This window comes from Rhodococcus sp. P4_F3_2, from assembly GCF_056401335.1.
In genome coordinates, this window is sequence record NZ_JBFUJN010000004.1 from 45,017 (window position 1) to 59,727 (window position 14,711).

Annotated in this window: 12 protein-coding genes and 1 pseudogene; 3 read left to right on the forward strand and 10 right to left on the reverse strand. The window is 59.8% G+C overall.

The annotated features are described in order from the left end of the window. Positions 1-2: 2 nt before the first annotated feature. The 5 genes from AC1DWA_RS05395 to AC1DWA_RS05415 all read right to left on the reverse strand — a co-directional run bounded on the left by AC1DWA_RS05395 (position 3) and on the right by AC1DWA_RS05415 (position 5,590). Positions 3-1,604 carry a carboxyl transferase domain-containing protein gene (locus tag AC1DWA_RS05395; RefSeq protein WP_080910135.1) on the reverse strand — a complete coding sequence of 534 codons (1,602 nt, stop codon included), beginning with the start codon at positions 1,602-1,604 and terminating at the stop codon, positions 3-5. Next, positions 1,591-2,790 (reverse strand): MFS transporter, encoded by a 1,200-nt coding sequence (locus AC1DWA_RS05400; RefSeq protein WP_477916504.1) that lies wholly within the window; start codon positions 2,788-2,790, stop codon positions 1,591-1,593. The genes AC1DWA_RS05395 and AC1DWA_RS05400 overlap by 14 nt, the downstream gene beginning before the upstream one ends. After that, positions 2,787-4,013 carry an aminotransferase class I/II-fold pyridoxal phosphate-dependent enzyme gene (locus AC1DWA_RS05405; protein WP_477916506.1) on the reverse strand — a complete coding sequence of 409 codons (1,227 nt, stop codon included), beginning with the start codon at positions 4,011-4,013 and terminating at the stop codon, positions 2,787-2,789. Before AC1DWA_RS05405 ends, AC1DWA_RS05400 begins: the two co-directional genes overlap by 4 nt. 501 nt (positions 4,014-4,514) lie before the next feature. Beyond that, complete coding sequence (locus AC1DWA_RS05410; protein ID WP_020968693.1) at positions 4,515-5,117, reverse strand: hypothetical protein; 603 nt, start codon at positions 5,115-5,117, stop codon at positions 4,515-4,517. Positions 5,118-5,140: 23 nt separating this feature from the next. Then, positions 5,141-5,590, reverse strand: coding sequence for a winged helix-turn-helix transcriptional regulator (locus AC1DWA_RS05415; RefSeq protein WP_020968694.1), 450 nt, complete (start codon positions 5,588-5,590; stop codon positions 5,141-5,143). 127 nt (positions 5,591-5,717) lie between these two features. On the opposite strand from AC1DWA_RS05415, the pseudogene AC1DWA_RS05420 reads away from it, so the two are divergent. Then, positions 5,718-6,821, forward strand: a pseudogene (locus AC1DWA_RS05420) (MFS transporter); the annotation flags it as partial. Positions 6,822-6,881: 60 nt separating this feature from the next. On the opposite strand, the gene AC1DWA_RS05425 reads toward AC1DWA_RS05420, so the two are convergent. The 5 genes from AC1DWA_RS05425 to AC1DWA_RS05445 form a co-directional block, all read right to left on the reverse strand. Beyond that, positions 6,882-8,132, reverse strand: coding sequence for an amidohydrolase (locus tag AC1DWA_RS05425; RefSeq protein WP_019747511.1), 1,251 nt, complete (start codon positions 8,130-8,132; stop codon positions 6,882-6,884). 98 nt (positions 8,133-8,230) lie between these two features. Next, entirely contained in the window at positions 8,231-8,653 is a 423-nt protein-coding gene (locus AC1DWA_RS05430) for a hypothetical protein (protein WP_029537826.1), read from the reverse strand. A 164-nt stretch (positions 8,654-8,817) separates the two neighbouring features. Further along, positions 8,818-10,212: an FAD-binding oxidoreductase gene (locus AC1DWA_RS05435; protein ID WP_279163182.1), complete on the reverse strand. Its 1,395-nt coding sequence runs from the start codon at positions 10,210-10,212 to the stop codon at positions 8,818-8,820. Between the two features lie 122 nt (positions 10,213-10,334). Continuing rightward, complete coding sequence (locus AC1DWA_RS05440) at positions 10,335-10,883, reverse strand: hypothetical protein (protein ID WP_069146112.1); 549 nt, start codon at positions 10,881-10,883, stop codon at positions 10,335-10,337. Between the two features lie 15 nt (positions 10,884-10,898). Then, positions 10,899-11,111, reverse strand: coding sequence for a hypothetical protein (locus AC1DWA_RS05445; protein WP_020906520.1), 213 nt, complete (start codon positions 11,109-11,111; stop codon positions 10,899-10,901). A gap of 233 nt (positions 11,112-11,344) precedes the next feature. On the opposite strand from AC1DWA_RS05445, the gene AC1DWA_RS05450 reads away from it, so the two are divergent. Together AC1DWA_RS05450 and AC1DWA_RS05455 are read left to right on the forward strand one after the other, a co-directional pair. Then, a complete protein-coding gene (locus AC1DWA_RS05450) occupies positions 11,345-13,042 on the forward strand; it encodes a 3-ketosteroid-delta-1-dehydrogenase (protein WP_279163183.1) in 1,698 nt (565 codons plus the stop codon). 698 nt (positions 13,043-13,740) lie between these two features. Beyond that, positions 13,741-14,559: a peptidoglycan DD-metalloendopeptidase family protein gene (locus AC1DWA_RS05455; protein ID WP_308372084.1), complete on the forward strand. Its 819-nt coding sequence runs from the start codon at positions 13,741-13,743 to the stop codon at positions 14,557-14,559. The last annotated feature ends 152 nt before the right edge of the window (positions 14,560-14,711 follow it).

The window sequence follows — 14,711 nt, forward strand, 5'->3', positions numbered from 1 at the left end:
TCTCACATCCTGAAGACGCCGAAGCGCGTAGTTCCGTGATTGCGGGGAAGCATGGACAGCGCGAGTGAAACCCAGGATCGCGTGTCGACCGGGTCGACGATCGCGTCCACCCAGAGCCTGGATGCGACGTACACCGACTCGCCCTGCCGGTCGTAACCTTCGCGTATCGGCCGTTTGATTTCCTCGATTTCCTCTTCCGTGAGCGGAGTTCCGCGTGTGCGCGCAGATTCGATCTTCATCAATGCCATCACCGACGCTGCTTGCTCGGAACCGACCACGGTGGTCTTCGCGTTCGGCCACACGGCCATGAAGTCAGGACCTATCGAGCGTCCGCACATCGCGAGGTTTCCCGCCCCGTAGCTTCCGCCGATGACGATGCTGAGCTTGGGAACCCTGGCGCAGGCAACGGCATTGACCAGTTTCGCTCCGTGTTTGGCGATACCTTCCGCTTCGTACTGCTTCCCGACCATGAATCCGTTGACGTTGTGCAGGAACAACAATGGGATGTCTCGTTGTGAGCACAGTTCGACGAAGTTCGCGGCCTTGAGGGAGTCCTCCGAAAAGAGCACACCGTCGTTCATGATGACCCCGACGGTGTACCCCTCGATGTGGCCGGTCCCGCAGACGATGGTTCGGCCGTAATTCGCTCGGTACTCGACTAATTCGCTGGCATCGAGCAGGTGGGCCAGAACGTCGCGCGCGACGATCGGGGTTTTCGAGGAAGCCGGGATCACCGTGTCGAGCGATTCGGGGGAGTGAAGAGGTGGTCGCGGAGATCGTGACGGCGCCCGTACCTCCCGTCGATCACCGCGGGCGACGATGTCGGCGATCATGCTCAGAGCCTCGATGTCGTCGTTGGCGATGTGATCGACGACGCCGCTGATCACCCCGTGCACGTCGGCGCCGCCGAGCTCTTGCGGTTCGACGTCGACACCGGTTGCAGCCTTGACCAACTGAGGGCCGCCCAGATAGACGGTGCCGGTACCGCGGACGATGACGGTCTCGTCGCACATCGCTGGGATGTATGCACCTCCAGCCGTGCAGGAACCCATGACCGCTGCGATCTGAACGATGCCGTCCGCCGACATTTCGGCGATGTTCTTGAACATCTCGCCGAAATGGTGCTCGTCGGGGAAGATCTCGTCCTGCATCGGAAGGAAAACACCTCCGGAATCGACGAGATAGACACACGGCAGCCTCAGCCGACGAGCGACGGATTGCAATCGCAGTTGCTTCTTGACGGTCAGCGGGTAGTAGGTGCCGCCCTTGACGGTGGCGTCGTTCGCGAAGATGGCGCAGAGTGAGCCGCGGATGAGCCCTACGCCCGTGACCAGACCAGCCGACGGGAGTTGCTCGTCGTACACCTCGAATCCGGCCAGTTGTCCGATCTCGAAGAACGGGGACTGCACGTCGAGAAGAGCATCGATGCGTTCGCGAGCGGGCAATTTGCCGCGAGCCCGGTGCTTGGCGACCGACCGCTCGGGTGCCCCGTGAACGGACAAGTGTTGCGCGTCCGCAACTCGATCGCGAATTTGCTTGTATGCCAGTAAGTTCTGCTCGCGGGTACCGGGGTCGAGTTGTGCGGTGCGTTCAATGACGGGCATGGGACGTACCTACTGTCGGTTCGGAGGAAGCTGTGCGGAGGGAGAATACGAGCGCAGTCGCTGCTGCAGTGATCAGTGCGACGATTGCCGACCACACGCGTTCATCGGATGCGAGAGGTCCGACTACAGAGGCGATGCCGGCAATCCCCTGCTGTACGAGTCCGCAGTACGCGACGGCGATGGCTCCGCCTTCAGCAAAATGCGTCACTGCTGATGCTGCCGAGTTCGGGAAGAGAAGTGATTGCCCAAATGTCAGTGCGATGTATCCGAGCAGGAAGACCGCGAGCAACGGCGTGGAACCGAGTGGGGGATACCAGCAGAGCATGAGGACGAGGCCGGCAAGCAGCATGCACAGCGCACCTCGGCGCATCAACTTCTCTGAACCGACGGTTGTGGCCCTTCGATTGACGTAAAGCGCGCCGCTGAAGTAGGMGGTTCCGTAGAGGATTCCGAAGGCTCCGAATGCCCACGGTTGCAAGTCGAATCGATCGCTGAACAGGAAGGGGCTCGATTGCTGCACCAGGACTATCGCGCCGAAACCCAGGCCCCCCGCAATGGCCGGTTTGTAGAACTGGGGTGTCAGGACTATGGCATTCCACCGAACAACGCGTTCGTTGTTGTCGCGGACTGTGGTGTTCTCGGTCCTCAGTGCCACCGCAGCGAGTGCTGCTCCGAGTACTCCGAGCACGCCGAAGCCGGTTCGCCACGAGGTGAACGACGCGAGAGCGCCGCCGATCAGTTGGCCACCGCCCAGTGCCACCACAAATGCCATCGACAACAGCGACAATCGACTAGCCAACTCCGAACCGGTGAACTTGTCCTTCACCATCATTCGCACGATGATGGCCGCACCCCCTGCTCCGATGCCTTGAACGATCCGGCCGATCAGTAGTACGGCGGCACTCTGGACCAAAGTCAATGCAACGCAGGCGATCACGAACAATACCAAGCTGGACAACAGTGCCGTCCTGCGTCCGAGTCGATCTGCCAACCGCCCCCACACGACCACCGGAAGTGCGGCACTGATCACGAAGAGTGTCACAGACCACTTCACCACGGAATCTTCGATGCCCAGATCGGTCGCGATCTTCGGCAGTGAAGGGAGGTAGATGGTCGTGGCCATTTGTGCTGTCAACACGACGGCACAAGCCAGAGGTGTCACTGCGACAGTGCGGTCGTCGCTCATTCCGTGACTCTTCGTAGGACGTCGGCGAAACGCTCGATCGTTGCATGTGGAAGGTCCGCCCGAAGCATCAGTCTCAGCCCGGCTTTGCCCCGGCCGATGACAGGGAAGAAGACCGCCGATGTGTAGAAACCGCTAGCCAGCAGTTTCTGTGCTGCGGTGATGGTTTGTTCTTCCTCGTGGAGCGTGACGAAGCGGATCGGGAGTCCATCGCCCGATGCCGGCGTGTCGACGAGCGAATCGAACAGTTCGACAACCGTGCGGAGTTGCCGCTGCCGCTTGTYGACCTCTCCGCTGCGGTGGAGCTCCACGGACGCCGCAATAGCACCCAGCCCGGCTACGTTCACACGCTGCGACCACGTCAACGGGCCGCCGTAGCGAAGTGCGAGATCACGATTTCGACTGCCCCCGTTCCGACCGAGTGCGATCGCGCCGCCGGAAGCACCGAATCCCTTGTTCAGTGATGTCAGCAAGAATGTTCGATCATTGAGGCTGCCGATGAGATCCAGGACCGCGCCACGCCCGTTGTGTCCGATGACCGAGGTGCTGTGCGCCTCGTCGAGAACGAGAATCAGTCCGTATTTGGCCTGTAATGCAAACAGTTCGTTCAGGGGCGCCTTCCCGCCTGTGCTGTAGACGGTGTCCGCCACGTATGCCACCTGAGAATTTGTTCGGCAAAGACTTTCGAGTTCATCGACGTCGTCGTGCCGAATGGTCACGATCGTCGTTTCGTCGGCGACGCTCGCCTTCATGGCATTGAGGCAGAAGTGTGCGTTCTTGTCGAACACCATGAGGGGAGGTTCACCGCCGGTGAGCAACCCGGACGCAACGAGGGGGAGCAAACTCCACGCAGCGTTTGCGGCGGATCCGAGGGTGAGCACATGTGCGTCAAGCAGTTCGCTCAACGCGGCCTCTGTGTCGTCGAGAAGGCTGGAGTGGACTCTCATCCGCGAGATGGAACTGTTCAACGTTCGTTCGCGCTCGAGAGCGGCGATCGCACCCGAACGAATTCGGTAGTCGGTGTCGAGCCCCAGATACGAGTACGTGGAGAAGTTCTCGAATTCGTATCCTTGGATCGTCCGGTGTTCGAAACCTGCGACGCGATCGGCGGTGATATCGGCCAGACCCTCACTGACTGCGCGATCCCAGAATGGGTTGCTCAAATCAGCAGCACGCCTGAGGTTGGAGTACAGATTCCTATCTTTCAAGCTCTCGGCAACCGTCATTTCGCGGCTGGTCCCTTCACTGGATTCGATAGCGGAATTACTGCGTTGATGCACTGAGATGCATCATCGTCAGTTGACATCGCTCATTGAGAACGAAAGACAATTCGATGTCAAGCATTACGGATTCGAGACGCCGAGAAAAAGGAAGAAACCCCAGGGTTTGGAACTAGTTGAATCTGTAACTTAAGGTGTTTTTGCAGTTCAGTGACGGTGATGATTTATCACGATTTCCCGTGATAAATCGGATAATGTCGTGAGTCACAGGCTTGTGTGCGCTTCCATGTGATGTCCGAAGAATATTATGATCCGCATGCGTCAAAGGGTTGGCATGGAAGCGATAAGGCTTCTGTCTCATATTTTTCGAGGATCTCGTGGAGGTTCGGCAATCAGGCAATTAGGCGATCGTGTATCTGGAATCGATTTTCTTCTTAATGAATTTCAAAACGGGTTAGGTCCGCTTATCGAATTCTTTACTCGTTGGATGGATGATCCGGCAATGATTCATCCTCGTCGCGACCACTTGCCGCGCAGAAGCATCAGTGCGGTAAGGGTGAGGCCCCATCCGATCGTGGACAGTGCGACGCCCACGCCTGCCTGTCCGGTGACATCAGTACTGGCGTCGATACTGAATGCTGTGGTGAATCCCGCAGCCGTGCCGGCAGCTGCAGTCAGGCCGCCTGCCTTCATCCATCGCGACCGATGCGCGGAAACGAAACACGCGAGGATCACCGTTAATCCGCAGGCAAACACCTGCCAGGGAGGAAACTGCGTCGGGGCAGGCAGGCCGGGGCCGCGGAATCCGCCTTTGTAGTCGGCTGACCAGCTGAGCCAGCCCACACAAGACAGAAAGCCCAGCGCAAAGGCCAACAGACCGGTGCGCCACAGTCCGAGTGGGCCCGATCCCGTGCGCCCGGCGTCGAGGGCGGTCGTGGAGTGCTCCACGCCAGTTCGTTCCGAACGCCGGATTGTCCAGATGATGCTTGCGCCGATAGTTGTGGGTACGCCGACGAAGATGAATGCAATCCAGAGAAACTGCGGCCAGGAAAACTCGAGATCGACAGTCATGATCGGAGTATGCGCGAACTTCGAATCCTGTGCGCCCATCTACCGATCTGGCGAGTTGCGGGTCAACCTTCCTCGACCTTCTCCACATGTGTACTTGCCGGGTCCAGGTCGATATTCCGTGCGTTGATCAGTCGAAGCCTGGGCACCGGATCGCCCGTGGTGTCGTCGATCAAGATCGAGTGTGGCTCACCGTCATCGAAGGCGTGGCGCTCTCCCCATTGCCGCAGGCTCGTGATCACGATGAACAGATCCATACCGCGTCCGGTCAAGACGTACTCGTTGCGGGTCCCTTGTTCGTTCGGTCGGACTTCGAAAATTCCTTGCTCGACAAGGGTTTTCAGCCTGTCCGTCAAGATATTCTTTGCGATGCCCAGGTTTCGCTGAAACTGACTGAACCTCGACGACCCGTCGAAGGCGTCTCGCACGATCAACAGCGACCATCTGTCGCCGATGATGTCGGCCGCTCGGGCCGTCGGGCAGTGTGGGTCCGTCCATTGCGTGCGATCAGGCATCGGGTTCCTCATTGGTTGCGTTTTGAAACTGTATTGACATAGTCTTCAAATGGTATCAAAACGCAACCAAATTGAGGTGGAAGTGACTGCACGTCAATCTGTCGAGAACGCACGGGACAAGTTCAAAATGCCGCGTGGACTTCGCCTGTTGCTCGCGGTGCTCTGCGGTGTCTCGGTAGCCAATATCTACTACGCACAGCCGCTCCTCGGGCAAATCGGTTCAGATCTTTCCATCCCTCCGGCCGGCCTCGGCTTCGTAGTCGCGCTCGCCCAAATGGGTTACGTGGTGGGGTTGATCGTGTTGGTGCCACTGAGCGATCTCGTGAATCGCAAAAAATTGATCGAAATCCAGATCGTCTCTGCTGCAACAGGAACGATGCTTGTTGCTGTGGCCGCCACGAATCTGCAACTGCTGATCGGGATGGCCGTCGCAGGCACCTTCTCGGTCGTCGTTCAAGTCGTAGTCGCCTACGCTGCGGCAATCAGCGACCCAGATGAGCGCGGCGCAAACATCGGTGTGATCACCAGCGGCGTTGTCGTCGGCATCATCCTCGCTCGAACTGTCGCCGGCGCAGTTGCGGATCTGGCAGGCTGGCGGGCGGTCTACGCCGGATCCACCTTGATTTCGGTCCTCATCGCGGCTCTCGCGTTGACGATGCTGCCGAAAGACCGTCGTTCGCAATCGGATCGGGGTTCGTATGCGCGTGCCATGGGATCGGTCGTGACATTGACTCTTACGAACCGACTATTTCGCACGAGGGCTCTGATCACCCTGTTCCTGTTCGCGTCCTTCGGTGCGCTCTGGAGCGGTATGGCATTACCACTGAGCGAGGAGCCATGGCGATTGTCGACCACACAGATCGGGCTCTTCGGAATCGCCGGATTGGTCGGAGCATTGGGCGCGGTCGGTGCCGGACGTTGGGCCGATCAAGGCAAAGCCCAACGCGTCACCGGGGCGTCGTTGGTCGTTCTCTTGCTGTCGTGGGTTTTCAACGCGCAGGCGACGCACTCGCTGGTGTTACTCGTAGTCGGTGTTGTTGCGTTGGACTTCGCTGTGCAGGCTGTTCATGTCTCGAGCCAGAACCTGATCGTCGCGGATGAACCGGAATCGGCCGGGCGGACCATCGGTAGTTACATGGTGTTCTATTCGTTGGGCAGCGCGGCTGGGGCGGTTTCCACCACTATGGTTTTCGACGCGGCAGGGTGGGGCGCTGCAAGTATTCTCGGCGGCGCCTACGCGTTTGCAGCCTTGATCGTATGGACGGTCGATCGATTGCGGACCCGCAACACCCTAGGGAGTTGGGAGCCACGTCCTGGCCGCGACGACCAAGGCGTTCACACCGATGGTCAGGGTCGGCTCGATCACGGGAGCGTAGTGCGGGGAGTGGTTCGACGGCACGGTTCGCAAAGCCGGATCGGTCATGTCACCTGTCGTGAACAGTGAAGGGTCGGTACCGCCCAACAACCAGTACGACAGTGGCGCACCGGCACTGGTCGCGAGAATGCCGACGTCTTCACTACCTGCTCCTGCGCCGGGATCGAGAATCTTGTTCGTCCCCAACCATTCGGCGAAGGCATCGAGTGTCTTGTCCAGCGCCGCCGGGTCATTGACGACGATCGGAAAGTGCTCCGTCTCGGTGATGGTCGGTGGGGTGGGAGCGCCGGCGGTGGCCGCTTCGCCCTGGACGATGCGGTCGACGCTATCCAGGATGCGCTGACGCACAACTGCGTCGTAGCTGCGGATGTTGAGTTGCAGTTCTGCTTCGCCGGGAATGACGTTGGCGGCATCTCCAGCATGGATGGAGCCGACGGTGAGGACAGCTGTTGCAGTACTCGGGACCTCGCGTGAGATGACAGTTTGCAAACGCAACACGGTTTCGGCCGCCATGACCACGGGATCGACCGAGTTCTCCGGCATAGATCCGTGGGCGCCCTTTCCGACCAGTCTCACACGAAGTGAGTCCGATCCCGCATACGAGGGGCCGGCGTGCCCGGCGATCGTGCCTGCCGGTAGCGGCGATACGTGTTGGCCGAGAACGATGTCGGGCTTCGGGAATCGCTCGAACAGTCCGTCGTCGACCATGGCTTGCGCACCCGCACCAAGTTCCTCCGCCGGTTGGAAGACGAGGACAAGAGTGCCGGACCAGGTCGTCGTGTCCTGCGAGAGGATCCGGGCTGCACCGAGTAAGCAGGTCGTATGCAGGTCATGGCCGCACGCGTGGCTGACCGAGACGGTCTTACCCTGATCGTCGGTCGTTGTCACGGTGCTGGCGTAGTCCAATCCGGTTTCTTCCCGAACCGGGAGGGCGTCCATGTCCGCACGCAGCAGCGCTGTGGGGCCCGCTCCGTTCTTCAGGACTCCGACGACTCCGGTTGTCCCGACGCCGGTAGTCGTGTCGAATCCCAGTGCTGTCAAATGTCCTTCCACCAGACTGGATGTTCGATGCTCGTGAAATCCAAGTTCCGGGTTGCCGTGGAGGTCTTTGTACAGGTCGATCAAATCCAGATCCACTGCGATCGTTTCGTGCACTGACGAGGTCATGAGAGTCCTCTCGGTAGCGTCTTTTCAGGCTAACCGGGATGACGGGTCGGTAAACAGGACCTTAGGCCCCACCGCGTCCGCGAAGCGGAGTTCTGGTGCTACGGCACGTAGAACGATGCGACACCTGGGGTGATGATGGATCCGGCCACAGACGTCACGGCGACAGCGACTTGACCGGTCCCGGTCTGCACGATCGCCCCTGCCGGGACGCCGTTCAGACCGTCCGAGAGACGAGCGGAGCCGGAGACCCCGGTCGAAAGGTTCAGCCAGCGCACTTCGGACGAGAGCAGGCATCCCCAGCGGTCTTCCTTGCCCCCGGTGATCGTCACCGTGCCGGGTAGTTCGCCGACTACAGCTACGCAGCGGACCGCCGGCGCGTCGAAGCTGCCGTTCGGGTTGCCGTACGGCGCAGGGTTGATCTGGAATGGAATGGTCACCGCAGCGGATGCGAGCGCTACCGACGTCAGAGCCGACGTGATCACGACGGATGTGCAGACGCTCAGTCGGCGAACGAGATTCATCACGGAGGCCTCCAGCCATATCCAGGCGATTTGCTTATTCCCCGACATAACGTCTTGGTCGTAACTTCCCTTCTTGCACCGCCGCATTGAAGACGACAGCCTCACCATATCCGGTTGCACAGGAGAATTCAGGTACTCGTCGCTATTCGATACCTGTAGCGGCCTCAGATGCCGTCCGTCGAACCGCTCGAGGGGATCAGAACGCGCGGATTCAAGATGTTGTTGGGGTCGACAGCGTTCTTGATGGTCCTGTTCAGTTTGCTGACGACGGGATCGAGCGAGTTCGACAAGCGATCTCGTTTATCTTGTCCTACACCATATTCTGTTGCTGCGAATCCGCCCAGAGTGCTCACGAGTTGATAGATTTCTTGTCGCGCCGCGGAGGCGGATTCAGCGGCGGCCACGTCTCCGACGGGGTAGTTGAGGACTGGGTGCGTGAGCTCGTCGGCGGCGTGGGTGTAGCTGACGATGGTGGTGCTGTAGCGCTTCGCGATGTCGGCTATACCGTCGGTGAGCTCGGGGAGTCTGTCGATGGGTACCGCGACGTCGTCGCCGATGACCACCCCTTTCTGCTCGAAGGCTTCGTAAACGGCATAGCGGGGGCGGATGAACAGTTCGCCTTCGTGAGGGTCGTCGGTAGCGTATGTAGCTGTGGCTCGATGCTTTTCGCAGAGAGTGCTCATCAAATTCATCTCTGTCTCTGCGCCGTTACCGGCGTCGGATCGCCCGATCAGGAGTGCTCCGGCATCGGTGTCCAGTTCCATGTTGAGGAATTCTTCCGCCACCTTGATGGCTGCGTTGTCGAGGATTTCGAGTTCTGAAGGGCGTATAGAACTTGTGATATCTCGGGCAGCGGCAACTGCGTCGGCCATGAGTGGAAAGAAGGCCACCAATGTGTGGGGAGTCGGAGGCTGAGGGATGAGTCGCAGCGTCAGTTCGGTTATCACACCGAGCGTTCCTTCACTGCCGACGAATAGCTTGGTCAACGCAAGCCCTGGGGTGTCTTTGATCCGTTTTCCGCCCAGTTCGGCGACGGATCCATCAGGCAGCACAACCGTCATACCCAGGATGTAATCACTGGTGACGCCGTATTTTATGCAGCACGGTCCGCCTGCGTTGGTGGCGGCATTACCGCCGATGGAACAGATTTCATAAGACGACGGGTCTGGTGGATAGTACAAACCTTCGCGCGCGGCAACAGCCTTGACGTCATTGGTGATTGCCCCTGATTCGACGATCGCGGTTCGTGACGAGACGTCCACTCGAATAGATTTCATTCGCTCGAGGCTGAGGGTGATAGCGCCGTCGACGGCGGTGGATCCGCCGACGACGCTCGTGCCGGCGCCCCGTGGAATGACCGGGACATTGTTACTGTTGGCGAAGCGCAAGGTCTCCTGGACATCTGCCGTCGTCGAAGCACGTACGACGGCGATCGGAGTGCCGGCTGCGGGATCGAAACTCCAGTCCTGCCGATAGGACTGGAGTAGATCTGGATCTGTGATCATCGCACCCGGCGACAATCGTCGGGCGAGCGTGTTCAAAGCGTCGACATTGACCATGATCTGGCTTCAGCCTTCCGATCCGAGATGTGAAACTCATTGTGTCCAAGGGATGTCCGTGGACCTAAGAGTTGAAAGTTAGTATCTCGAGTGCGGTTGAGATCCACCGAATGTGGCGTACGTCATATGTTGCTGAGGTCGGTCAGTACCTGATCGAAGGCACCGGTACGTCCAGGTGTCACTACCTTCTGAAACAGAGTCAGGACACATTCGTCAAGGGTGTCCGTTGCCGTGAGGGTTCTTCTGGTGACGATACTTCTACCGGACCATCGCCCACGTTCCATGTGAGCCAATGCGATTCCGTCACGTCGGGCTGTTGCCTTTCGGCCCGATGAATGAACGAAGAGGTATCTTCTGCCCGCGATATCGACTTCGCACAGCTTGTTCTTGCGGCGCATGGCCTTGGGTCTCTGGTCGATCAGAGTCCCGATCGTTCCGTCGGACAATCGAAGTGATGCAGGTCGGCCTTTGCGGAATGCGAGCCTTGGTCGATCCTGCTCGGCTGTTGACGATTTCCTCTTCCGCCCGCCGGAAACGCTCTCCAATTCGTCGTCGGGTGCGGGAATCAGTTCGCCTTGGACGCTCCCCGACGGATCGAATATCGATACGGTCGAACCACCTTCGGCAAGGTTCACGAACCAGCCGGTCTCAGTAGGGGTGTTCCATTTCATGCAGATGATTATTCTTCATCGGTGCCGAGGAACGTCAGCAGATAGTCCGAGACGAGGATCGCAGTTGTCGGGAAAGACCTCGACGGACTCGAGCACCAAATCGCGCAGTGCATCGATCACTTCGCCTCGTGACGGAGCTTCTTCGCTGAATTCGTTGACAATCGCTTCGACGGCCAGACGATGAAGAGCCTGGTGCTGGTCGACGACGTGGCGTAGGCGGGGAAGCATGCCGCGTACGGTGTCAGGCTCGAACGATGCCGGAGTCTGTCGTCACGAGAGCAGCCTAAAGGTCGACGAGGGCAAGGCGTAGTTCTGCTGAGACGGCCACAACGTCCGAACCGTGGCAGGAGCTGTTTTTCGCCAATCCACTCGCAATGTCCCGCTGACTGGGCATCCGGAACCTTCTGCGCCGCGACTGCCTTAGCGTTCTACGTCGATAACCACGTGAAGGGATTTGTTCAATGGCTAAGAATCAGGCACCCCCCGCGACACAAGCCAAGGACATCGTTGTCGATCTATTGGTGATCGGGTCCGGTACCGGCATGGCTGCCGCCCTCACCGCGAACGAACTCGGCTTGTCCACGCTGATCGTGGAGAAGACGCAGTACGTCGGCGGTTCGACGGCGCGGTCCGGTGGGGCGTTCTGGATGCCTGCCAACCCGATCTTGGCGAAAGCCGGTGCGGGCGACACCGTTGAGCGTGCGAAGACATACGTGCGTTCGGTGGTCGGTGATACTGCCCCTGCCCAACGAGGAGAAGCATTCGTCGACAACGGTGCGGCCACTGTCGACATGCTCTACCGCACGACGCCCATGAAGTTCTTCTGGGCCAAGGAATACTCCGATTACCACCCCGAACTGCCGGGCGGTAGCGCCGCCGGACGTACCTGCGAGTGCCTGCCGTTCGACGCGTCGGTACTGGGAGCGGAACGCGGTCGCCTGCGCCCAGGTTTGATGGAAGCCGGACTGCCGATGCCGGTGACGGGTGCGGATTACAAGTGGATGAACCTGATGGTGAAGAAGCCGAGCAAGGCTTTTCCCCGCATCATCCGCCGCCTGGCGCAAGGCGTTTACGGCAAGTACGTCCTCAAACGTGAATACATCGCGGGCGGTCAGGCGCTCGCCGCCGGACTGTTCGCCGGTGTGGTCCAGGCCGGTATCCCGGTGTGGACGGAAACGTCGTTGGTTCGGCTCATCACCGAAGACGGCCGCGTAACGGGTGCAGTTGTGGTGCAAGACGGACGTGAAGTGACGGTGACCGCTCGGCGCGGTGTCGTCCTGGCAGCCGGCGGGTTCGACCACAACATGGAGTGGCGCCACAAGTACCAGTCGGAGAGCCTCGGTGAGCATGAGAGCCTGGGCGCAGAGGGCAACACCGGCGAAGCGATCGAGGCAGCACAAGAGCTCGGTGCAGGTATCGGATCGATGGATCAGTCCTGGTGGTTCCCCGCGGTGGCAAGCATCAAGGGCCGCCCGCCGATGGTGATGCTCGCAGAGCGTGCGCTGCCCGGCTCTTTCATCGTCGACCAGACCGGTCGTCGATTCGTGAACGAGGCGACGGACTACATGTCGTTCGGCCAGCGCGTGCTCGAACGGGAAAAGGCTGGCGATCCGGCCGAGTCGATGTGGTTTGTTTTCGACCAGGAGTACCGCAACAGCTACGTGTTCGCAGGCGGTATCTTCCCCCGCCAGCCGCTTCCGCAGGCGTTCTTCGAGTCGGGCATCGCGCACCAGGCGAGCAGTCCGGCCGAACTCGCCCGAAAGGTCGGTCTCCCCGAGGATGCGTTTGCCGAGTCCTTCCAGAAGTTCAACGAGGCCGCTGCTGCAGGTAGCGATGCGGAGTTCGGTCGCGGCAGCAGTGCATACGATCGGTACTACGGCGACCCGACAGTGTCTCCGAACCCGAATCTGCGCCAGCTCGACAAGAGCGCCCTCTATGCGGTGAAGATGACGCTCAGCGACCTGGGCACCTGCGGCGGTGTGCAGGCGGACGAGCATGCACGCGTGCTTCGTGAGGACGGCAGCGTCATCGACGGCCTGTACGCGATCGGCAATACCGCGGCCAACGCATTCGGTCACACCTACCCAGGCGCCGGCGCGACGATCGGCCAGGGGCTGGTTTACGGATACATCGCGGCCCATCACGCAGCAGAGAAGTAGCTCAAACCGTAGATGCACTAGCTAGTAGATCGACCTGACGGGAGATCAGCGCGCGTTTCCGATGCCGGAACGTGCACTGGTCTCCCGTTCGGCGTGTAGCAGCAATGCCAGCTGTATGTCCCATCTCGGTAACGCTGACGTGCCGGGTGACCGAGGCGCGGTATCGTCTCCAGAAGTGATGTGAGGCACTGATTTTTTCACCAGATGCCGTGGAATGAAGTGGCGCCTGATATCGACCGGTCGGGTCGAAAGCGCAAAAACAGGTACGTACCCAGGTAATTCGACCGTGGCGTGGAGCGTCGTGAAGCGACAGCGTATGAGGTGATTCCTCATCCGCAACGCAAGGATCTCCATGTTCCACCCCATTTCCGACCATCCGGGTAGACACCCACCCTGTCGATCTTCGAACGAAATGCCCTCAGTTCGGTCCGGCATTCGTAGTCCTCGATCAACGATCGATTCAGGCACTGCCTCGATGTAAAACCCGTATCTCCTGTGCTGTCACCAGGAGATACAGACCTGCGGGTCTATGCGCGCGATCGCGTTCGAGAGTGGTCACCGTACTTCTCTCCATGGCGCAATCCGAAAATTTCACTCCAACGGAGTCTCGGTGCGATGCACCGCGTAGCTCAGCACGTACTGAGTGCTGTCTGGCGGTAGAGCCTGCGCCGGCTCCGAGCACATCAGTCAAGGAAAATATGAGTAAGCACAGAAAACACAAGCCTTCCAGCACAAAACGATTCATCGCCGTAACTGCAGGACTGGGCGCCCTTGTGGGGGCCGGAGCAGTTGTCAATGCAGGTACCGCCGGTGCGCAGGGCTGGTCGGCGAGTTGCAGTTGGGAGTGGCCGGTAAGCGGATCACTTTCGCAGGGGTACCACGCGGGACATGACGGAGTCGACTTCGCTGTCAACGTCGGCACCGCGCTTCACGCGCCGACATCGGGCACGATTTCTGTTGCCGGACCCAATGATCCGGGTGGATACGGAACGTACATCCAGTTGGAAGCGGACAGTGGCGAGCAGATTCAGATGGGCCACCTCTCCGAAACCTGGGTCGGTGTGGGGCAGCACGTCGAGGTAGGCGACCAGATCGGGGCAACGGGTAACACCGGTAGCTCCACCGGTCCACATCTGCACCTCCGCATTCACACTGGTGGCGCCGTCGATCCCATGTCCTTCCTGAGTTCGATCGGGGCGTGCGATACCGGGTCGAGTATCGTGCCCGCACCCGCACCCGCACCCGCACCCGTGCCGGCACCGGAAGTAGCACCCGAATCCGCACCGGAATCGGCGCCAGTTCCCGTTGTCTACTCTGAGGCAGCCGAATCTGCACCGGTAGAGAGCATTCCGGAGTCGAAGGCTCCAGCGTCTGGCGAAGAGGTAGTCGTTGCGGCCGGTGATACATTGTTCGGCCTCGCTGCAGAACGAGGTCTCACCTGGCAGCAGCTGTGGGACATCAATCCACAGATCGCCGATCCCGACCAGATCTTTGTGGGCGACGTAGTCAATCTGTGAGAGTGGATAATTCGATACTGATCCTGGGGTGAGTCAAAGATTCGTATACGACCGGTTCCAGTACCCGAGTTAACTCCGAGTCCCAGTTGGTGCGTGTGAGCGCTGCAGCCGGGCCGTGTATTTCACGGTCCGGCTGTTTGCGCGCTCCGAGA

What these genes read in the sequence shown, in the direction of transcription:
- AC1DWA_RS05440 (WP_069146112.1), bottom strand. Translation starts at nt 10,883, where the DNA reads ATGAAATGGAACACCCCTACTGAGACCGGCTGGTTCGTGAACCTTGCC.
- AC1DWA_RS05415 (WP_020968694.1), bottom strand. Translation starts at nt 5,590, where the DNA reads ATGCCTGATCGCACGCAATGGACGGACCCACACTGCCCGACGGCCCGA.
- AC1DWA_RS05455 (WP_308372084.1), top strand. Translation starts at nt 13,741, where the DNA reads ATGAGTAAGCACAGAAAACACAAGCCTTCCAGCACAAAACGATTCATC.
- AC1DWA_RS05450 (WP_279163183.1), top strand. Translation starts at nt 11,345, where the DNA reads ATGGCTAAGAATCAGGCACCCCCCGCGACACAAGCCAAGGACATCGTT.
- AC1DWA_RS05430 (WP_029537826.1), bottom strand. Translation starts at nt 8,653, where the DNA reads ATGAATCTCGTTCGCCGACTGAGCGTCTGCACATCCGTCGTGATCACG.
- AC1DWA_RS05435 (WP_279163182.1), bottom strand. Translation starts at nt 10,212, where the DNA reads ATGGTCAATGTCGACGCTTTGAACACGCTCGCCCGACGATTGTCGCCG.
- AC1DWA_RS05395 (WP_080910135.1), bottom strand. Translation starts at nt 1,604, where the DNA reads ATGCCCGTCATTGAACGCACCGCACAACTCGACCCCGGTACCCGCGAG.
- AC1DWA_RS05410 (WP_020968693.1), bottom strand. Translation starts at nt 5,117, where the DNA reads ATGGGCGCACAGGATTCGAAGTTCGCGCATACTCCGATCATGACTGTC.
- AC1DWA_RS05425 (WP_019747511.1), bottom strand. Translation starts at nt 8,132, where the DNA reads ATGACCTCGTCAGTGCACGAAACGATCGCAGTGGATCTGGATTTGATC.
- AC1DWA_RS05445 (WP_020906520.1), bottom strand. Translation starts at nt 11,111, where the DNA reads ATGCTTCCCCGCCTACGCCACGTCGTCGACCAGCACCAGGCTCTTCAT.